We start from the raw sequence: 20,608 nt of genomic DNA, 5'->3' as shown, positions 1-20,608 counted from the left end.
CGCCTGTAAAAACGTCTATTTTTTGCAGGGACGCAACATATCTTCCGAGGCGGGCTCTGTATACCCAAGCAATTTGAAGATGCTCGTATTCAGGTTGTTTGGGTATATACTCCGCGCCTTCATATAGAGACTGAGAATTCCATGAAAACCTATATCCCTGGTAAAGACGCTGCGCTCGAAGAGTCCATCAACAACTTTGAAGCTAAATTGACAGCTGCCGGTTTCAACGTTGAGCCTGTTTCCTGGCTTAACCCTGTACCGAATGTCTGGTCAGTTCACATCCGTGATGTGGATGCACCAATGAACTTTACCAACGGAAAAGGCGCCAGCAAGAAAGCCGCTCTGGCCTCTGCGCTCGGGGAGTATTTCGAGCGTCTTTCATGCAACTATTTCTATGCGGATTTCTATCTGGGTGAAGAGATAGCACAAGCACCTTTCGTTCATTACCCAGACGAGAAATGGTTTCCTCTCACCGATGACGACATGCTGCCGGAAGGTCTGCTCGATAATGACATGCGCGCCTTCTACGATCAGGAAGAAACCCTGATGGCGAGCGATCTGGTCGATCTTCAATCCGGTAACGAAGAGCGTGGGATTTGCGCGCTACCGTTTATCCGCCAGAAAGACCAGCAGACCGTTTATGTGCCAATGAACATCGTCGGTAATCTCTATGTCTCTAACGGCATGTCAGCGGGTAATACTGCGACCGAAGCGCGCAGCCAGGCGCTGTCTGAAGTATTTGAGCGTGCCATTAAAAACCGCATCATTGCTGAGCGCATCAGCATGCCGGAAATTCCTGCAGAAGTTATTGCTCGCTTCCCTACTATTCAGGCTTCTATTGAAGCCATGCAGGCAGAAGGTTTCCCGATTGCAGTTTATGACGCTTCCATGGGCGGTCAGTATCCGGTTGTTTGCGTGACATTGTTTAACCCCAACAATGGCACTTGCTTCACCTCGTGGGGCGCACACCCTCGCTTCCAGGTGGCTTTCGAGCGCACTGTGACAGAACTTTTGCAAGGCCGCAGCCTGAAAGATCTGGACGTTTTCGAAGCGCCATCTTTCCATGATGAAGACGTGGCGGACCACCACAACCTCGAAACCCACTTTATCGACTCATCAGGCACAGTCTCGTGGGATATGTTCAAATCCACGCCAGATTATGAATTCACTGAGTGGAACTTCGAAGGCACTTCAGAAGAAGAAGTCTCCTGGCTCCTCGGTAAACTTCATGCAGAAGGTGCGGATGCCTACATTGCCGATTACAGCCACCTTGGCGTGAACTGTTGCCGAGTGATTGTGCCGGGTTGGTCTGAAATCTACCCACCTGAAGAAGTACAGCTTTGTAATAACAACCGCGGTACCGATCTGCGTGATGCTATGTCCATGCTGCTCGCAACGGGCTTCAGTGATGAATCCGTTGAGTCTCTGTTTGATGTGCTGGAAATGTCAGACTTTGATGACAGCTACATGGTATGTGAATTAATGGGCGTGCTGCCTGATACAGGTATCGCTTGGAAATCACTCACCATTGGCGAACTGAAATGTTTGCTGACGCTGGCAATGGGTGATTTGGAAACAGCACAGGATTTCGCGACCTGGAGTTTGGAATACAATGCCACCATCTACAGTCAGGAGCGTACCATGTTCATGCGCTGCCTGATCGCAAGCCTCGAATTGGCTCAGGATGAAGCCCGTGATGCCGCTGAATACCGTCGCGCATTTGGTTTTGTGTACGGTGAAAGCATCACCGAAGCGGTTTGGAGCTCAATCTGTGGTGACATCCGCTTCTTTGGCCTTGAGCTAGAAAGTGCAGATTTGACCTCATTTGGTACGCATCAAAAACTTCTGGCCTCCTACGAAAAGCTGCAACAAGCAAAAGCCAACGCTGCGTAATAACTTTTTACGATTTTGTACTGAAGAAGCCTGCGCCGGGAAACGGACACAGGCTTCTTCTGTTTCTTCAAGTACACCATGCGGAAAAAGTGATTAACCCCTCCATTTCACTGCAATTTAGTGCATTTTTGTGGCACATCTCCCGCACCACTTTTGGTAATTTTATTTCAGAAATCATAATAAATTCGGCAAAACCGACAATATCCTTATCATTTATAGCGTTTTTCGTTTCTCCCTACTTTCAAATCCTGTAATTTATTTTCACGAAAATGATTTAGATCAAATTTGCTTAGGGGAGGTTTGTTAGTATGTTTGTAACGAATTTTGGCTCCCGGCCTCACCTCAATCAGCAGCGCGTTCATTGCTGAATAAAAGCTAAAACCCGCGGGGAGCGTAACCAGTTCTGTTTGCTTTTGTACGAAGAGGACTTTATGTCAACTCAAGCTCCATCAGAGCACATCGGCGATAAGGCGCAAAGCGAGTATCAAGCTAAGCACCGACCTGCCTCAGAGTTCGCGACACGTTCAGATTACCTGGACCACGAACTTCAAATCATGAACCCGCGCCGCTGGAAGCTAAACCTCCCTGGCCGTGATTTCCGTTTCGAACTCGAAGACCTCGTTCCTGCATTGGCGGGTACCATCGGCATTATCGCGATGTACTCAGCAGTGATGATGTCTTGGGCTGATGGCCTGACCCAAGCTTGGGATCACATCAATCTGGGCAAAGAGTTCGCAATCGAAGTAGCACGTGTTGAGATGCTTATCCCTGCACTGCTGTTCTGTGTGCTTGCCTCTGGCTTTATCAACCCACGCGCTAACCTTGCCGGTAACCATGGTCCAATGATCCCACTGATCGGTACCATTGCGTTAGCTGGTGCTCACCCTCTTGCGCTTGCATTGCTGCTGGGTATGTTCGGCTTGATGCTGAGTTACTTCAAAGGTGGCTCGAAACTGGTGAACCTCACCAGTGAAGGGGTTGCCGGCGGTCTTCTTATCTTCCTCGGTTTCACCGGTGCAATGAGTCAAATCGCAGACATTCAGACTTGGGCAAAAGGCCTTGAGTCTGCAACCGTCGCGAAAGGCAGCATGGGTTATGTTGGCCTGGTGGTTCTGGCCGTGAACGTGGTGCTTTACGCTCTGCTGGCTCGCATCGGAAAACGCTGGTTGGCGATCCCTGCCTGTGCGTTCACTGGTCTGATTGCGGCACTGGCGCTGGGCGCTGGTTTCGACCTGACTTTCACCACTGAAATGGGTCTGCCTAACCTGAACCCTGTTTACTGGTGGGGTAGCACTGAGCAAGGTTGGATGTTGGGTCTGCCAAATCTGCAGCACTTCATCGCCTCTCTGCCATTTGCGATTCTGGCAGTAGCCATGTGGTCTCCAGACTTCCTGGGCCACCGTATCTTCCAAGAATTGAACTATCCAAAGAAAACCGAAAAAGTGCTGATGGACGTGGATGACACAATGACTATGTGTTCTATCCGCCAGATGGTCGGTACTGCGGTAGGTGGTGGTAACATCACGTCTTCTTGGGGTACTTACATGATCCCTGCAGCGATTGCGAAGCGTCCAATCCCTGCTGGTGCGATTCTGCTGGGCTGTTTGGTGATGTTCATCGCTATCCTTGGTTTCCCAATGGACGTAGCAGTATGGCCACCGGTAATGCGCATCGCGCTGCTGGTAGGTGTATTCCTGCCACTGCTTGAAGCAGGTGTTCAGATGGTTCGTGAAACGAAGGATTCACAATCAGCAGGTATCTGTATCTTCGCATCAATGGTTGCTAACCCAGTACTGGCTTGGGCGCTGGCAATGCTACTCGACAACAATGGTCTCATTGGTGACAAAGAGCGTTCGAAAAAACTGTCTTTCGTAGACCGTATCGTGATTCCAGGTTCAGTATTGATTATCTGTCTGGTTGCTATGCTCGCGGTTGGCATGCTTGAAGATCAGTTCGGTATCCCTGCTCTGATGTAATGACGGTTTGGGCAGCCTTAACTGGCTGCCCAAATTACTATTCATAATTTGGCTAGAAAGCGTAAAATCAAACGCGTTTTGAAAGACCGTTTTTGCTTTTACAGTTTTTTAATGATCGTGTACTACCACTGGCTCAACAGTGGAGCGACATCAAAGTCGCTAAGTACTTGTTTTCTTCTACTAAAAAGGTAGGTACAACATGTCTGAGCAATTTGCTAAAGCATGGGAAGGTTTCGCTGACGGCGAATGGCAGAACGAAGTTAACGTTCGTGACTTCATTCAGAAGAACTACACCCCTTACGAGGGCGACGAGTCTTTCCTGGTAACTGAAGGTACTGAAGCAACTAACAAGCTTTGGGAAAAAGTGATGGAAGGCATCAAGCTTGAGAACTCAACTCACGCGCCTGTAGACTTCGACACTTCTGTAATCTCTACCATTACTGCTCACGACGCAGGCTACATCAGCAAAGATCTGGAAAAGATCGTTGGTCTGCAAACTGAAGCACCTCTGAAACGTGCCATCATGCCAAACGGCGGCGTTCGCATGATCGAGGGTTCTTGCAAGGCTTACGGCCGTGAGCTGGACCCAATGGTTTCAAAAATTTACTCAGAGTACCGCAAGACTCACAACCAAAGCGTTTTCGATATCTACACCCCAGATATCCTGAAATGCCGTAAGTCTGGTGTTCTAACTGGTCTGCCTGACGCATACGGCCGTGGTCGTATCATCGGTGACTACCGTCGCGTAGCACTGTACGGTGTAGACTTCCTGCTGAAAGACAAAGCGAAGCAATTCCACTCTCTGCAAGAGAAACTGGAAGCGGGCGACGATCTGCAAATGACCATGCAGCTTCGCGAAGAAATCCAAGAGCAATACCGCGCTCTGAACCAGATGAAAGAAATGGCTGCGAAATACGGCTACGACATCTCTGGTCCTGCGACTAACGCACAAGAAGCGGTTCAGTGGCTGTACTTCGGTTACCTGGCGGCTGTTAAGTCTCAGAACGGTGCAGCAATGTCACTGGGTCGTACTTCTACGTTCCTTGACGTTTACCTTGAGCGTGACATCGCTGAAGGCAAGATCACTGAAGTTGAAGCGCAAGAAATCATCGACCACTTCGTGATGAAGCTGCGTATGGTTCGCTTCCTGCGTACTCCAGAGTACGATGAGCTGTTCTCTGGTGACCCAATCTGGGCAACAGAATCTATGGGTGGTATGGGCTGTGACGGTCGTACGCTGGTAACTCGTACTAACTTCCGCTTCCTGAATACCCTGTACACTATGGGTCCAAGCCCAGAGCCAAACATCACTGTACTGTGGTCTGAGCAACTGCCTGACGGCTTCAAGCGTTTCTGTGCGAAAGTATCTATCGATACTTCTTCTATCCAGTACGAAAACGATGACCTGATGCGTCCAGACTTCGACAACGATGACTACGCCATCGCTTGTTGTGTATCTCCACAGGTTGTTGGTAAACACATGCAGTTCTTCGGCGCACGTGCGAACCTGGCGAAAACGCTGCTGTACGTAATCAACGGCGGTGTTGACGAAAAACTGAAGATGCAGGTTGGTCCTAAGCAAGATCCAATGACTGACGAAGTTCTGGACTTCGATAAAGTTTGGAACGGTCTGGACAACTTCATGGATTGGCTGGCGAAGCAGTACGTCACTGCGCTGAACGCAATCCACTACTCACACGACAAGTACAGCTACGAAGCGTCTCTGATGGCTCTGATGGACCGTGACGTTTACCGTACTATGGCTTGTGGTATCGCTGGTCTGTCTGTAGCAGCTGACTCACTGTCTGCTATCAAGTACGCGAAAGTGAAACCAGTTCGTGACGAAGACGGCATCGCTATCGACTTCGAAATCGAAGGCGACTATCCGAAGTTCGGTAACAACGATTCACGCGTTGATGACATCGCATGTGAAATGGTTGAGAAGTTTATGAACAAGATTCGTAAGCTGAAAACTTACCGCGATGCAGTACCTACTCAGTCTATCCTGACCATCACTTCAAACGTTGTGTACGGTAAGAAGACAGGTAACACGCCAGACGGTCGTCGTGCAGGCGCGCCATTCGCACCGGGTGCAAACCCAATGCACGGTCGTGACGAGAAAGGTGCAGTAGCATCTCTGACTTCTGTAGGTAAACTGCCATTCGCTCACGCGAAAGACGGTATCTCTTACACTTTCTCTATCGTGCCTAACGCACTGGGTAAAGACGGTGACACGCAGAAAGCTAACCTTGCTGGTCTGATGGATGGTTACTTCCACCACGAGTCTGGTATCGAAGGCGGTCAGCACCTGAACGTTAACGTTCTGAACCGTGACACTCTGGAAGACGCAGTTAAGCACCCAGAGAAGTACCCACAGCTGACTATCCGTGTATCGGGTTACGCAGTTCGCTTTAACTCTCTGACTGCGGAACAGCAGAAAGACGTTATCGCACGTACTTTCACTGAATCTCTGTAATCTGAGTATTCATTGAATTGAAAAACACCTCCTCCGGGAGGTGTTTTTTTATGCCTGTTTCAAAAGTAAATGGCGCTCTAGCCCCTCCCTCTAACCGCATGACGTTCTGTCGACGCTCATAAAATTAACGACCATACTGGAAGCAAGCTGTTCTATCACAACAACTTTCGCATCGCCGTTCGATGCCACCATGTGCGCTTTAGGGGAACGCCATGAATATCTTGCTAGTGGAAGACCATCCCTTCCAACGAGATGTGATTGCCGGGCAGTTAATGCAACTCATATCAGGTGACGACTCGCTGGTTTTTGCAGAATCCGGGAACGCTGCATTGGAGAAAATAATCCAGGAAAAACCTGATCTGATTTTCTGCGATTTAGAACTGCCAGATATGGATGGCATCAAGCTCCTCAGCAACGCTGCAGAACGCGGATTTATGGGGTGTATCGTCATCACTAGTGCCGCTTCGCAAAAAGTGTTGGATACCGTCAAAAGCATGTGTGAAAACATGAGCCTCAACGTGCTGGGTGTGTTGCCCAAGCCCGCTTCCATTCCCTTGCTCAAGTTTTACCTGACGCTCGCGCAGGAACACGACACCGATTACCCGCAGGATTTACTTCCTCTTTCTGATGACGAAGTACTGGAAGGATGGAAAGCCAACCTGTTCGAGACCTGGTTCCAACCAATTGTCCGTTTTGATACCGGTGAATGGGTGGCTTGCGAAGCATTGCAGCGAATGAAGCATCCCATCAGAGGAACACTGACACCGATATCCTTTCTCCCGCAAATTACTAACCTGAATCTGGAAGCGGAACTCACTTTCTCAGTGATCAATAGCGTTATCGCTAACCAGACATATCTGGATGGTCATCCTGTTGGCATTAATGTTTCAGTGACCAACCTCATCAAACTTAACTTTGTCGATGAAATCATTGAAATGGGTCACCAGTACCCTAACCTCAACCAACTGATTTATTTTGAGTTGCACGAACCCGAGGACTTTTCTCAGATTGCCCAATTGCAAGAAGCGGCTTCCCGGCTGTTGCTCAACGGATTTCGCATCGCGATTGATGATTTCGGTTCTGGCTACGGCACCCTTCAACAGGTGGAGTTCCTGCCGCTGGATTCTTTGAAAATCGGCCTGAATCTTGTGCTTCCTATGCTGAGCTCCCGCACGGCTTGCGCTTTGGTGGAAGCAAGTGCTTTGGTCGCCAATCGTATTGGCGTGGCATCGGTTGCGGAGGGTATTGAGTGCATTGAAGTGTGGCATTCGCTTCGCGATATGGGTTGCGACTACGGACAGGGCTTTTTCATCGCCAGAGCCATGCCGGCTGACCAACTGCACGACTGGCAGAATATCTGGGAATCTGTGCTTGAAAGCCGCACGCTTTGCCCCCCTATCGCCATCAATACCATCGAAATCTAACCCTAGGGCCTGTTGACCTTTGGTGGTTAAATTTTGTTCTAGCATAAGCGTTTTAGGCGCGGTTTTCGCGCCTTTCTCCTTTCCTTACAATTTCCCGTCTCATATCGCCGTCGCAGGGTCATATTTCCTTTAGGTCACCACGTTTCTGTAATAAAATAACACCTTACTTTTTACAGTAGTTTTGGAGATGCTCATGTCGGTGATTGGCCGTATTCACTCTTTTGAGTCTTGTGGAACCGTTGATGGTCCTGGCATTCGATTTATCGTTTTCATGCAAGGATGCCTGATGCGCTGCAAGTACTGCCACAACCGCGATACGTGGGATCTGGACGATGGCCGAGAAGTCACCGTCGAAGAAATCATGAAAGAAGTGGTGACCTACCGTCACTTCATCAACGCCTCCGGTGGCGGTGTGACCGCTTCGGGTGGTGAAGCCATGCTTCAACCTGAATTCGTGCGTGATTTCTTCCGTGCAGCAAAAGCGGAAGGCATTCATACCTGTCTGGATACCAATGGTTACATCCGCAAGCACACTGACGTGGTTGATGAAGTGTTGGATGCTACCGATCTTGTGATGCTCGACCTGAAACAAATGAATGATGACATCCACAAAGACCTGATTGGCGTGTCCAACCGTCGTACACTGGATTTCGCACGTTACCTGCACCAGCGCGGCCAGAAAACCTGGATTCGTTACGTCGTGGTTCCAGGCTACACTGACGATGAAGAATCTGCACACCGTCTGGGTGAGTTCATCAGAGACATGGACAACATCGAGAAAGTGGAAATGCTGCCATACCACCAGCTTGGCGCGCACAAATGGGAAGCGCTGGGCTACGAGTATGAACTCAAAGATGTCAGCCCACCAAAGAAAGAAACCATGGAAGCGCTGAAAGCAATTCTGGAAGGTTACGGCCACAAAGTGGTTTACTAATCTCGAACGAATTTAACGAAGACCGGCCTCGCGCCGGTTTTTCTTTATTCGCCGATTGTCACCTGTCAGGCGACAAGTATTCCCTGTCATAGAATGTACGTAACCAATGCGGGCGATACACTGCCAGCAAGGTCACAGCCATGCCGTTGAGCAGCCCTTCGGGGAACCAGATCAACAGCGCCAGTGTCAGGTAATTATCGAGAATTGTCTCCCAGCCATGAAGGCCAGACACCCAATACCCTGTCGACACAGTGCAAAGATGGAACACAATGGTAAACGCCGCATTAAGAAAACCGGCGATGAAAATATAGATAAACAGGTGATGACTGAGATAGCGGTAGGACAGCAGGAAAACCGCATAGCTGACCAAGGCTGGAAGCACCGCCGTGGTAAACGCGTATAGCCCGACATCAGCAAATGGCAGCAGGCCAAATCCTACCATCAGGGTCAACGGAATCACTGAAATCCAAATAGCGATTCTCGGGCCGTGACACAGCGTGAGCACTGTCATTCCCAGAAAGTGGATATCCAACCCTTCGCTGATCCCTGCCTTCAATGCCCACAAACAAAAGAGAATGATCCCGCTGGCAAACACCAAGTGCTGGTAGTCCTTTTCCGTGCGCATTTTCTGCCAACCAAGCGGCGACCGGCATAGCCAAAGCGACACCAGAAAACACGTCCAACCAAACACCTGCCAATAAATCATCCTTGCTCCGTTATCCTTGGGCTTTGAGCTACAAAAATGGTGCAATTTTCAAGTTAAAAAAGCGTAACTAACCTGTATCCAGATCAAAAAAGTAGCCTGCTTCAACTGTTAATCTGTGGCACATGAATTGCCAAACTTGCTCACTTCAAATCACAACTAAGAGGCTGTTTGGATGAAGAATTTTTATCTTTCGAGGCCACTATTATGGAAATGACACACGCTCAACGTCTTATCCTATCTAATCAATACACGCTAATGTCCCAACTTGATCCACAAAATGCAGAAAAATATCGTCGCCTACAAACTATTGTAGAGCGCGGATATGCCCTGCAAATGCGTGAATTGGATAAAGACTTTGGCGAAATGTCAGAGGATCTGTGCCGCCAGGTGGTTGATATCATGGAGATGCACCACGCACTTCAGGAATCTTACCGCATGCTGGAAGACGGCACCCGTTGCGAATGTGATGTTGATGCACGTCGCCTTCAGTTCTGGGGCTTTGATGCCGCGACTGAAGCGCATCTGGTCAACTACGTGCGCTTCCTGACCGATGTGGATGGTTTGTACCCACAATTCGACAAGGGTTCACACCACTTCAACAGCCAAACGCCAATGCTGGCGAAATACCAACGCATGCTGCAGGTATGGCGCAACTGCCCTCGTCAGTACCACCTATGTGGCAACGAGCTTTGTCAAATCGTGGGCGCGTAAGCTCAAAAAACCTCAATCAAAAGCCGCTGTTTTCAGCGGCTTTCCGGCATTTAAAACCCTACCCTAACCCACTGTTTAAATTAAACTTATCTCACATCACTTGGATGGGAGAATTGATAAACAATTTTGATTGTCAGTGACAAATTAATTTATTTGCGCCCAAGCTAAATCGGTTGTCTAATCGCCACGCACCCAACCGGTTTTGATGATGCCGTCGAGGTGTATACGGGCTAGGTCGAGCAACTCAAGATTGATTGCAATGTGCTGGAACAACCTCAAGTTGCAGTTTCCACGCAGACCAGCCGTTTTCTCTGTCATACCGTGCAGCAGTAAGCACGCCCTTTTTAGGAATGGCAATGAAATCTATCGCAAACCACGCTGTTCAGGCAGAAGGCCTGAGTACTCTTTGCGACACCGCAGCTAACATCCACCCGCAAAACAAACCCCAGAGCCTGTCGACTCATGTACGCAGGAAGCGGGCATCGTTAAAGCGAACACGTAGCGCAGAAACTGTGCTTTTCGAACTGTCGCTTCAGATGCCTGAGTAAGGTCTGCCAGCGTTACCCATTATTTTTATCTGGTACACAGCACCGGTGACGGCCACCTATTATCTGCCGTCAGCGGCGTTTCCTGTACCCAATCACCACTGAGGAATGAACATGAGTGATTGGTCTATCAATGACGCCCGCGATGTCTACAACACGCCTTACTGGGGTCAGGGTTACTTCGATATTAATTCACAAGGCGAGGTGATTGCCCGTCCGGATACCCAACAACCGGACAACAACATCGCGCTTTCAACGCTGGCTGATGAACTGATTGCCAAAGGCGCTTCTTTGCCTGTGCTGGTGCGTTTCCCAGAGATCCTGCATCACCGTGTAGACAGCCTATGCACCCACTTCAACGATGCCATTGCTGACTATGGCTATGAAGGCGAATACCTGCTGGTTTACCCGATTAAAGTGAACCAGCAAAAAGAAGTGGTTGGCGAAATCCTGAAAAGCCAATACGCCAGCCAGGAACGTCAACTGGGTCTGGAAGCGGGTAGTAAGCCAGAACTGATGGCTGTTCTGGCCATGGCGCGTCAGGCAAGCTCTGTCATCGTGTGTAACGGCTACAAAGACCGCGAATATATCCGTCTCGCACTGATTGGCGAAAAGCTGGGCCACGAAGTGTACATCGTGTTGGAAAAGCTTTCTGAGCTGGATACCGTGCTGGCAGAAGCGAAAGCGCTGGGCGTTAAACCGCGCCTGGGGCTGCGTGCGCGTCTGGCTTCACAGGGCAAAGGTAAATGGCAGGCAAGCGGCGGCGAGAAGTCTAAATTCGGTCTGTCTGCGTCTCAGGTAATGACTGTGATGAACCGCCTGCGTGAACTGGAGATGCTGGATACACTGCAATTACTGCATTTCCACCTCGGTTCGCAAATCGCCAACATTCGCGACGTACGCTCGGGTGTGAACGAAGCGGCGCGTGTATTTGCTGAGCTCTACCAAATGGGTGCGGGAATCACCACGCTGGACGTGGGCGGCGGTCTGGCAATCGACTACGAAGGCACACGCAGCCAAAGCAGTTGTTCGATGAACTACAGCCAGCGCGAGTACGCCAACAATGTCGTGTTCACCATTGGGGATGTGTGTAAAGCCTTCGACATCAAGATGCCGCGCATTATCTCTGAGTCAGGCCGTAACCTGACTGCGCATCACGCAGTGCTGATCACTGACGTAATGGGCGTTGAAAGCTACCAGCGTGAGGAAGTGTTTGCGCCTGCAGAAGATGCTTCGCAGATCCTTCATAACATGTGGCGCTCATTCAAAGACCTGAGCCAGTCGACTGACCAGCGCTCGCTGGTAGAGATTTACCACGATAACCAGAACGATCTGGCAGAAGTGCACATGCAGTTTGCCATGGGCTTGGTGAACTTTGCCGAACGCGCTTGGGCAGAACAAATCAGCCTGCGTATTTGTTACGAGCTGTCTTGCAAGATGTCCCAGAAAAACCGCGCACACCGCCCGGTACTGGATGAGCTGAACAGCCGCTTGGCAGACAAGTTCTTCGTGAACTTCTCCCTGTTCCAGTCACTGCCGGATGCATGGGGTATTGAGCAAGTGTTCCCTATCCTGCCGCTGTCAAAGCTGGATAAAGAGCCGGAAAGCCGCGCTGTGCTGCTGGATATCACCTGTGACTCTGACGGTGCGGTTGAGCAATACGTCGAAGGCCAAGGCATTGAAAGCACGTTGGCTGTACCAACGTGGAGCGATGAATCGCCATACCGCATTGGTTTCTTCCTTGTGGGTGCGTATCAGGAAATTCTGGGCGACATGCACAACCTGTTCGGTGATACCGATTCTGCTGTTGTTCGCTGCAATAAAGATGGCGGATACGAGATTGAATCTATTCACCATGGCGACACCGTGGGTGATGTGCTGCGTTACGTGCACTTGGAAGCAGACGAGTTCCTGAGCCAATACGAAGAAATGGTGAAAACCCTGCCAGAGCAGGAGCAAGACGCGATTCTTTCTGAGCTTTCTGAAGGCCTGAAAGGCTACACCTACCTCGAAGACATTCACCACAACCGTTAATGATTTCGGCTGCCTGCATCGCGGGCAGCCTCTTTTTCAAGGATTTATCAATGGCAACATTGGCCAACTACCCAGACTACTCCCTGTACGCCAACGCGTTCGGTTTCCTGCGCCAACCACTGGTGTTTAACCCACAAGGTTGCGACGCTGACGTGGTGATCACTGGTGTTCCTTTTGATATGGCAACCACGGGCCGCTCTGGCGCACGCATGGGCCCGGGGGCGATTCGTCAGGCATCTACCAATTTGGCTTGGGAAAGCAAAAAATGGCCTTGGGATTTCTCCCTGACCAAAGAAATCAAAATCGCTGACTGTGGTGATTTGGTGTTTGATTGTGGCGATGCACGCAACATGAGTGAGCGTCTGGAAGCGCACGCCACCAGCCTGTTAGCAGAAGGCAAAACCCTGCTGACATTTGGCGGCGACCACTTCGTGACCCTGCCACTGCTGCGCGCTCACGCGAAGCAGTTCGGTGAAATGGCACTGGTTCACTTTGATGCCCACACCGACACCTACGATCAAGGCAGCGAGTTCGACCATGGCACCATGTTCTACACCGCGCCAAAAGAAGGTCTAATTAACCCACATGCATCTATCCAGATCGGCATCCGTACTGAGCATAGCGACGAGCTGGGCTTCCAGGTGGTAGATGCAGCGACGGCGAATGATTGGTCTGTTGAACAAATCGTTGAGGCAATTAAAACCCGTGTTGGCGACCGTCCGGTTTACCTGACCTTCGACATCGACTGTCTGGATCCCGCTTACGCGCCGGGTACAGGCACTCCGGTTTGCGGCGGTCTGAGCACAGACAAGATCTTGAAAGTGATTCGCTCACTGCAAGGCATCAACCTGATTGGTATGGATGTGGTGGAAGTGGCACCCGCCTACGACCATGCAGACCTGACCTCTCTGGCGGCAGCGACGATCGCGACCGACCTGTTGTATGTGTGGGCAGCGAATCGCAAAGCGAAGTGATTGTTGCTTTGCTGACTAGAAACACCCGCTTAAGCGGGTGTTTTTGTTTTCAGCACAGGTTGCTATGCCCAATGCGATAGAATAGTATCACTAAAGTATCACTTCGGAGCTGCTGTTATGAAAGTCGAACTTGTTACATCACTTAAACGTCAAGCAACCAAAATCCTTGCTGATCTTCACGATACAAAAGAGCCAGTATTGATTACAGAACACGGTAAGCCGTCAGCCTACCTTGTAGACGTTGAGGATTACGAGTTTATGCAGAACCGTTTAGCCATTCTTGAGGGAATTGCTCGGGGAGAGCGCGCTTTAGCTGAAGGTAAAACGGTTAGCCAGCAAGAAGCCAAGGATAAGATGTCGAAATGGCTGAAGTAATCTGGACGGAATCAGCGCTGTCAGATCTCAATGATATCGCTGAATACATCGCACTTGAAAACGTCGTAGCGGCAAAGCACCTTGTTCAGACAGTGTTCGCTAGTGTTGAACGATTAGAGGAATTCCCTGAGTCAGGACGCACGCCACCAGAACTCGAAAACCTCAGCTATCGTGAAGTTGTTGTGAATCCTTGCCGCGTTTTTTACAAGCACGAAGGCGATAAGGTGTTTGTTTTATTTGTCATGCGTGTAGAAAGAGATCTTCGAAAATTCCTGTTAAGCCAAAAGTAGCGAAGAAAAACATCCTCTATCTACACTCTTCTATCGCGCTATTATCGCTACTTTGCTTGAACCCTACAGCCCCACACCGTATCCTTGCCGCTCATTCACCCTTGTCGAAACTTCGCTATGTCATCTTATCTTTGTCCGCTGTGCCAAGAGCCGCTGAACCTTTCTGACCGCACGTACAAATGCGCCAACAATCACCAGTTCGATCTGGCGAAAGAAGGCTATGTAAACCTGCTCCCTGTGCAGCATAAGCGTTCAAAAGATCCGGGTGACAACAAAGAGATGATGCAGGCTCGCCGCCAGTTTCTGGATGGTGGTCATTACCAGCCAATGCGAGATGCAGTCAGTAAATTGCTCACCTCACTGCTCGCTGGAAAAGACAGTGCGGAGCTTTTGGATATCGGTTGTGGTGAAGGTTATTACACCAGCTACTTTGCGGATCAACTGGCAGGCATCAAGGTGTTTGGTCTCGACATTTCCAAAGTCATGGTTCGCTATGGTGCCAAACGCTACCCGAATGTAGATTTTCTCGTGGCTTCCAGCCAGCGCCTGCCTTTTGCGGACAACCAGCTGGATGCTGTGGTGCGCATCTACGCGCCATGCAATGGCGAAGAGCTTGCGCGTGCAGTGAAAGACAACGGCGTGGTGGTTACAGTCACACCGGGGTCTCGTCACCTTTATCAACTGAAAGCGGGCATTTACGATGAAGTGCGCTTGCATGATGTGCCAGTGGAAGATTTGCCGGGTTTTGAACTGGAAGCCGAGCAAACCGTCGCTTACCCAATGACGCTTAACAGCGCCGATGCGACCACCCTGTTGCAAATGACACCCTTCGCTTGGCGCGCACCGGAAAGCCTATGGCAAACTCTGAAAGATGCTGAGCAGTTTGACTGTGAAGCTGATTTCACGCTCCGGGTGTATCGCAAAATATCTTAATTTGAATGGTAAGCCAGCGACAGTGCTGGCTTTTTCAAAGGTTTTCTAAATCTATCACCTTACAGGCAATTTTCTGTAACGGCACCGCGCACCCCGGCGACAATGACATGATGTAGTCCACTGCTTTCACAATGTCTTCCTGCTGTATTTTCAGCATCTTGTCTATTCGGCCATCATCCGTCATATCTGTATCCACCACACTTGGGCATAAGCAGGTCACATCCACACCATGCGGAAGCATCTCTTCATACAAACTCTGGCCATAGCTCACCACTGCTGCCTTGGATGCTGAATACACACCCAGTTTGCTGACGGGCGTCATCCCTGCCGTTGACCCTAAAATGAAAATCCTCCCAGCGCCTTTTTCTTTCATAGCTTCTGCCACCTTGTTGGTGAAAACCAGCGATGACACCACATTCACCATAAAGACATCATGAATGGTCGATGCAGAGGCAGACGTGTTCCCAAATGCCAAGATACCCGCATTGCTGACGAGAATGTCTGGAGTGCCGAACTCTTGAAGCAGTTTCTGCACTTTGCTATCTACCGCTTTAGCATCAGAGAAATCTAACTGAACAGATACGAAGTCAGCCTCGGGGTTCTGCCCTTCAATGCGCTGTCTCGCGCTATCCAGACTGTTCTCGTTTTTGGCTATCACCAATACCTTGTGTCCACCTTCCACAAAGTGTTGTGCCAACGCAAAACCAATTCCACGACTACCACCCGTTACCCAAACACGCTTTTGCACGCACTGCTCTCCTCTTAAAAAATTTTCCCGTCTGAAACTCTAGTCGCTGCAGAAAATTCTGCTGCTCGGTTGAGCTGACTTGGAACTAGAATTAAAGTCTTGAGTTTTAGGTGTAATTTAATCAGGCGGGAAAGCGATGACGGTGAAGAAATCAATAGGCACATGGCTACTCTGCAGCTTGCTCGCTGGATGCAGCCAACAATTGCATGGATTGTCATCCGAGCCGCTTTCAGGTTCTCTCTATGATTATCAACTCACCACGGCTGATAACGCCCCTCTGACACTGGAAGCCTTCTCTAAAGAGGTCAAAGACGCTGATGTTATTCTGGTTGGCGAATGGCACACCCACTCCGGTGTTCATCTCTTTCAAGCTCAACTCCTCGCCATGTTGAATTCAGCATACCCAAATGTCGCGCTCTCCATGGAGCAGTTCACGCGGAATGATCAGGCCGTACTTGATGATTACCTCGCAGGCAAGTTCGGTGAAAACAGTCTCCTTAGCAATACCAGTAAATGGTCAAACTATGAAGGTAGTTATCGCCCATTGGTGGAATACGCCAAAGCCCACTCGGTCCCAGTGATTGCATCTAATGCGCCGATTGAAATCGTTCGTTGTATCGCCAAGGAAGGGAAAGGGTACCTAGACCAGCTAACACCAGAAAAACGCAGTTTAGTGGCAGCTACACTCAGCGACGGTGATTCACCATACAAAGAGAAATTCCTTGCTGCCATGTTCCATGGCGATGAGGAAAAAACCGAGAATCAGTATCTGGCGCAATTGGCGTGGGACGACACCATGGCCGAGAGCATTGTGAACTACCTGGCCAAACACCCAAATAACAAAGTCATGCACATTGCCGGTGCGTTCCACGTTGAAAATGGACTTGGTATTGCGGCGCGTATTACCGCCAGAAATCCAGAGTTAAAAGTAGCTATTGTTTCGCCTCAGTCTGAAGAACAGCCTCTAGGGAAAGAGGTGAAAGATTTCCGGTTAGTGGTCAATCCGCTGCCACCTCAGTGGCTCTCTGACGACGAAATGAATGCAGCAATGAAAGAGATGCGACACAGTTACTCAGGAAAGGATATCGCCTGCGATTAGGTCAGTCTCTTGTGTTGCTGAATCATTCGACAACACTTATCTGCCTCAATTTCATGACACTCGCTTCATTGAAGGCTAGTTTTACACGCGCTTGTTGTGAAAACTTGACCGCGAGTTAGAAGCTAAACACTTCATACTTTATTCAATATACGAAGTGGATTAACTGCGTCCAATATTGCCTTGTTTAATGTAGGGACACTCAAGGCAATATAATGTTTATTAAGAAAAAACTAATAGAAGCAGTAAGCACAAGTACATCTAAGGCACTCTTTTTCTCACTCGGTGCGGCGACCCTTTCCTCTCAGGTTTTCGCTGTTGGTATCAGTGACGCCAAGTTCATTGAACTTGGTGGTTCACTCTCAAACGATCAAGCCACCGTCAGAAAAGTTTACGACCACTTAAATCAAATCTCGCGTGAACAAAGATTCGACGCCGTGGGCCGCATCATTGCAGGCGGCGCGCTTTGCACTGCCACCTGGCTGGGTAATGAAGGAGACAAAGCCGTCATCCTCACCGCCGCTCACTGTGTGCAGGGTGATAACAAAGCTCAGGAGTCAGTCTACACCGGACAGAATGTCTCCTTTCGCACCGGAGACGGCAGGCTGATAGCTTCAGGCACTGCGACGACCCACTTTATCGGCTACACGGGCTGCCACTCTGACATTGCGATAGTTAAGGCTCCTCTGCTCACTTCACCGATAAATGCGAAAGGTGGTGCAGTTCCCCAACCCGTGATCGCTGACGCACCAGATTTCAATCAATACGTGGGTAAACCTATGACGCTTGCAGGCTACGGTATTCAGGGCACCCCTAGCCTTGGGAAAGTGTCCAGCGGCCGTGCGTATGGTTTAGGGCATATTTCACGCGATGTTGGTGGCTGTCTGCGAAATCCAGCCAACACAGAAGAAGCCTGGGCGTTTGGTGCGCCAGGTGATAGCGGTTCCACCACCTGGCAATGGCGTGAAGGCCAGTTTGTCGGTGTGGGGGTCACTTCATGGTGGGCGGGATGGAATGGCCGTCAGTCAGGCCATGGCCGCGTCGCGCCGTATCAAGACTGGATGAAGAAAACCTACCCGGAGATCAGCACGATCACCCGCACCCGCACATTGACCGAAACCGAGAATGTGGTTCTGAATGATGTGGAAGCGCGGGTAAAAGGTACTGTCTATTATCTGGCTGGCAACAATGTTTCTGGCCCCACCTCCCGCAAGTGGGTTTACCCAAGAGGCTTTTCGGCACTTTCCGTGCCTATGGTGAACCAAACGACAGGTCAAACCCATAACATCAAACTCCGTGCCCAACGTCAGACTTGGTGTGGCTGGGGTGAAATTAACAATGGCGTCTACTGTTCACCGGATGCAAGCAAAGGCGGCTTAAAAGTTTGGTTTGATGCCAACGACAACGCTGCTGCGCCTGCTGGCTTGTATCAAGCCGATTTCTCTCTCGCAGCAAAAGGCTGGCATGATCACAGCTACAACGCTGACATTGCGCTGAAAGCCAATATCCTTGTCGGTAGTGATTCAGCGTTGGAAGGCACCGTCACCGCATCTTCTGCTGCAACAACTATTCGCTATGACAGCACGGTCAACGGCTCGGTCTATTACTTGCCTGAAGGTAACGTTCAAAGTAATGCAAGCGGCAGGGTTTGGAGCGGACACTTCAACACCTGGACATCACTGGACGTGCCTGCCATCAACAAAAAAACCAAAGAATCGGCCACTGTTACACTGCGCGCATCCCGTTATGTTGGCTGTGGCTGGAGCGTGATGAACAATGGTGTTTATTGCTCCAATGGTGCAAATTACGGGCAGTTACGCGTCTCTTACCATCCAGAAGACAATGCCACACTCCCTGTTGGTGATTATGAAACCTTGTTTAACATCCGTGCACGCGGTTGGCACTCTGGCTTTAACAAGCTGTTGACCTTCAAGCTTGACGTAGAGAAAGGTGCTCAGTGAAAACGTCACTGATTTATCTGGCACTGGCTGGAACCCTGATTTTCTTCGCTATCAGGCTGTTTGAGCCTGCCGCGCCTGATGAAAGTGTCGCCATTATCGTTGAAGATTCGGGGGCCTCTGTCCCTGAATCTTCGCGTGTATCGATACCAGCAAACGAAGCAGAACATTCCGTTTCTGCTGCTGCCTCTTCAACACAAAGTCATGAAGCAGCCAGCATTCACATCATGGCCCCAGAATCCGACTCCGTGGATGAATATCTGGCAGATGTAGCGACCCTTCCACCAGCAAGCAGCAACGCACAAGCACAAAAAGAAATCACCCCGGTGTTTTTTGATGCTGAGATAACCCTTTGGCAACCTGTATCTTCTGCCAAGTCCGTGTTTGAGAACTATGGGGCAGTCTTGTCGCTAAGCGAAGAGCACTTCATCGAGTTTGATGAGTCCTTGCTTGAAACACTGGAGGTTGGGCAGCGCTTTACCTTGCCCAAGTTGGGAGAAAGCCGTCAGCAGGTAATCGTCATGCAACAGGAGTATTGGGAACATGGCGCTACCAACTGGGTATTCGTTGATAGTAATGGCAAACCTGCTGGCAGCCTGACAAAGACCCAAGATGGCGTTGAAGGTATTTTTCAAATGCCGGATGGTGTTTACCACCTTCTCACCCGAAACGGCGTAGGTTGGATCGCTGACGAAGCCACGCTTATCAGCGCGAGCGAGCAAGCTTTCACGCGATTGGATGCCAACTAAGCACAATACACAAAAACAAAAACGCCCCAGCGCAAGCCGAGGCGTTTTTTCTTTCGGGCAAAGTTAGAACCAGCGTTCCAGCGAGGACTTATCTAGCTGTTTAAATGCGCGGTTCAGGGTTTGAGCCAGCTCTTTGTACCGTGGGCGGCTTTTCATTGGCTGCACGGCCCCACCTTCGCTGACAATCTTCTCATGCAATTCGCGATACCAACCTGCCAGCGCAGGAGGCAGTTGTGTTTCGCGGCGTTTCCCCAGCCACCACATACCTTGTAGCGGCAAACTCAGTGCAAACAAAGCCATGATCATGGCTTGCGGCAAACCTGAGTAGTTATTGAAGGCCATTTGCATCAAAACGCTGATGACGGCAACAGCAGGCATCACTTTAATCGCAAACTGGGTTGCACGGATTACTCTGTTTTCCGGGAACATAGGTGCCAGCTCTTTTCGAACCGGCCATTCCGTCATGTACTTCTGACCATCACGGAACGCGTTCCACATTGATTTATTACTCATATGGCGCATACCTCTCAAGCGATGTCTCTGTATCATCGGCTAAAAACTTGCTGCAAGCTTTAAAATAAAGTTGATAAACATTAATTCAAATCAATTAAGACTCAAAAATTTTTGTTATCTGGCGCAAGTATCGCTAGACTTAGCCGACCTAAATCAATTGTTGCTCGGATTTGATTATCTCGCAACCACTGAAACGCCAAATGGATGACCGGCAGCGCAACAAATCACCAAAGATGGTGGGCCTGTAGGACAATCTGTCTGGCGTTTTTCGTT

General features: G+C 49.8%; 19 protein-coding genes. 15 read left to right on the top strand and 4 right to left on the bottom strand.

What is annotated here, in order from left to right; genetic code table 11:
* Positions 1–141: 141 nt before the first annotated feature.
* The 5 genes from ycaO (at position 142) to pflA (ending at position 8,703) form a co-directional block, all read left to right on the top strand.
* Entirely contained in the window at positions 142–1,893 is a 1,752-nt protein-coding gene (gene ycaO, locus GCE9029_RS01360) for a 30S ribosomal protein S12 methylthiotransferase accessory factor YcaO (protein WP_062660707.1), read from the top strand.
* A gap of 431 nt (positions 1,894–2,324) precedes the next feature.
* The gene (locus tag GCE9029_RS01355) at positions 2,325–3,869 is read left to right on the top strand and encodes a DUF3360 family protein (protein WP_062660706.1); all 1,545 of its coding nucleotides are present in this window, start codon (positions 2,325–2,327) and stop codon (positions 3,867–3,869) included.
* Between the two features lie 199 nt (positions 3,870–4,068).
* The gene (gene pflB / locus GCE9029_RS01350) at positions 4,069–6,345 is read left to right on the top strand and encodes a formate C-acetyltransferase (RefSeq protein ID WP_062660705.1); all 2,277 of its coding nucleotides are present in this window, start codon (positions 4,069–4,071) and stop codon (positions 6,343–6,345) included.
* A gap of 212 nt (positions 6,346–6,557) precedes the next feature.
* Entirely contained in the window at positions 6,558–7,769 is a 1,212-nt protein-coding gene (locus GCE9029_RS01345) for an EAL domain-containing response regulator (RefSeq protein ID WP_062660704.1), read from the top strand.
* A 193-nt stretch (positions 7,770–7,962) separates the two neighbouring features.
* Positions 7,963–8,703, top strand: a complete 741-nt coding sequence (pflA, locus tag GCE9029_RS01340; protein ID WP_062660703.1) for a pyruvate formate lyase 1-activating protein — start codon at positions 7,963–7,965, stop codon at positions 8,701–8,703.
* 58 nt (positions 8,704–8,761) lie between these two features.
* Here pflA and GCE9029_RS01335 read toward each other — a convergent pair whose 3' ends face one another.
* Complete coding sequence (locus GCE9029_RS01335; RefSeq protein WP_062660702.1) at positions 8,762–9,409, bottom strand: energy-coupling factor ABC transporter permease; 648 nt, start codon at positions 9,407–9,409, stop codon at positions 8,762–8,764.
* Positions 9,410–9,613: 204 nt separating this feature from the next.
* Here GCE9029_RS01335 and GCE9029_RS01330 point away from each other — a divergent pair, with 204 nt between their 5' ends.
* Positions 9,614–10,120: a YfbU family protein gene (locus GCE9029_RS01330; protein ID WP_062663082.1), complete on the top strand. Its 507-nt coding sequence runs from the start codon at positions 9,614–9,616 to the stop codon at positions 10,118–10,120.
* A 177-nt stretch (positions 10,121–10,297) separates the two neighbouring features.
* Here GCE9029_RS01330 and GCE9029_RS26260 read toward each other — a convergent pair whose 3' ends face one another.
* Positions 10,298–10,438, bottom strand: coding sequence for a hypothetical protein (locus tag GCE9029_RS26260; RefSeq protein WP_157487757.1), 141 nt, complete (start codon positions 10,436–10,438; stop codon positions 10,298–10,300).
* Positions 10,439–10,476: 38 nt separating this feature from the next.
* Between GCE9029_RS26260 and GCE9029_RS01325 the strand changes: the two genes are divergently transcribed.
* The 6 genes from GCE9029_RS01325 to rlmA all read left to right on the top strand — a co-directional run bounded on the left by GCE9029_RS01325 (position 10,477) and on the right by rlmA (position 15,271).
* Complete coding sequence (locus GCE9029_RS01325) at positions 10,477–10,668, top strand: hypothetical protein (RefSeq protein ID WP_062660701.1); 192 nt, start codon at positions 10,477–10,479, stop codon at positions 10,666–10,668.
* Between the two features lie 111 nt (positions 10,669–10,779).
* Positions 10,780–12,699: a biosynthetic arginine decarboxylase gene (gene speA / locus GCE9029_RS01320; protein WP_062660700.1), complete on the top strand. Its 1,920-nt coding sequence runs from the start codon at positions 10,780–10,782 to the stop codon at positions 12,697–12,699.
* A gap of 50 nt (positions 12,700–12,749) precedes the next feature.
* Entirely contained in the window at positions 12,750–13,673 is a 924-nt protein-coding gene (gene speB, locus GCE9029_RS01315) for an agmatinase (RefSeq protein WP_062660699.1), read from the top strand.
* 117 nt (positions 13,674–13,790) lie between these two features.
* Positions 13,791–14,048: a type II toxin-antitoxin system Phd/YefM family antitoxin gene (locus GCE9029_RS01310; RefSeq protein WP_046307015.1), complete on the top strand. Its 258-nt coding sequence runs from the start codon at positions 13,791–13,793 to the stop codon at positions 14,046–14,048.
* Complete coding sequence (locus GCE9029_RS01305) at positions 14,036–14,338, top strand: type II toxin-antitoxin system RelE/ParE family toxin (RefSeq protein WP_062660698.1); 303 nt, start codon at positions 14,036–14,038, stop codon at positions 14,336–14,338. Before GCE9029_RS01310 ends, GCE9029_RS01305 begins: the two co-directional genes overlap by 13 nt.
* 117 nt (positions 14,339–14,455) lie before the next feature.
* A complete protein-coding gene (gene rlmA / locus GCE9029_RS01300; protein WP_062660697.1) occupies positions 14,456–15,271 on the top strand; it encodes a 23S rRNA (guanine(745)-N(1))-methyltransferase in 816 nt (271 codons plus the stop codon).
* 34 nt (positions 15,272–15,305) lie between these two features.
* Here the strand turns inward: rlmA and GCE9029_RS01295 are convergent, their stop codons facing one another.
* Positions 15,306–16,019, bottom strand: a complete 714-nt coding sequence (locus GCE9029_RS01295) for an SDR family NAD(P)-dependent oxidoreductase (protein WP_062660696.1) — start codon at positions 16,017–16,019, stop codon at positions 15,306–15,308.
* A 136-nt stretch (positions 16,020–16,155) separates the two neighbouring features.
* Between GCE9029_RS01295 and GCE9029_RS01290 the strand changes: the two genes are divergently transcribed.
* From GCE9029_RS01290 to GCE9029_RS01280, 3 genes are all read left to right on the top strand, one after another.
* Complete coding sequence (locus GCE9029_RS01290) at positions 16,156–17,118, top strand: ChaN family lipoprotein (protein WP_062660695.1); 963 nt, start codon at positions 16,156–16,158, stop codon at positions 17,116–17,118.
* A 212-nt stretch (positions 17,119–17,330) separates the two neighbouring features.
* Positions 17,331–19,076, top strand: a complete 1,746-nt coding sequence (locus GCE9029_RS01285) for a trypsin-like peptidase domain-containing protein (RefSeq protein ID WP_157487756.1) — start codon at positions 17,331–17,333, stop codon at positions 19,074–19,076.
* Positions 19,073–19,822 carry a protease inhibitor BamI-like protein gene (locus GCE9029_RS01280; RefSeq protein ID WP_062660694.1) on the top strand — a complete coding sequence of 250 codons (750 nt, stop codon included), beginning with the start codon at positions 19,073–19,075 and terminating at the stop codon, positions 19,820–19,822. Before GCE9029_RS01285 ends, GCE9029_RS01280 begins: the two co-directional genes overlap by 4 nt.
* Positions 19,823–19,885: 63 nt before the next feature.
* Here GCE9029_RS01280 and yfbV read toward each other — a convergent pair whose 3' ends face one another.
* Positions 19,886–20,335, bottom strand: coding sequence for a terminus macrodomain insulation protein YfbV (yfbV, locus tag GCE9029_RS01275; protein ID WP_039850371.1), 450 nt, complete (start codon positions 20,333–20,335; stop codon positions 19,886–19,888).
* Between the last annotated feature and the right edge of the window lie 273 nt (positions 20,336–20,608).

The organism is Grimontia celer, from assembly GCF_900055185.1.
GTDB classification, from domain to species: Bacteria; Pseudomonadota; Gammaproteobacteria; order Enterobacterales; family Vibrionaceae; genus Enterovibrio; species Enterovibrio celer.
The sequence above is the reverse complement of the archived record's forward strand: the minus strand, read 5'-3'. Positions and strand labels throughout refer to the sequence as shown.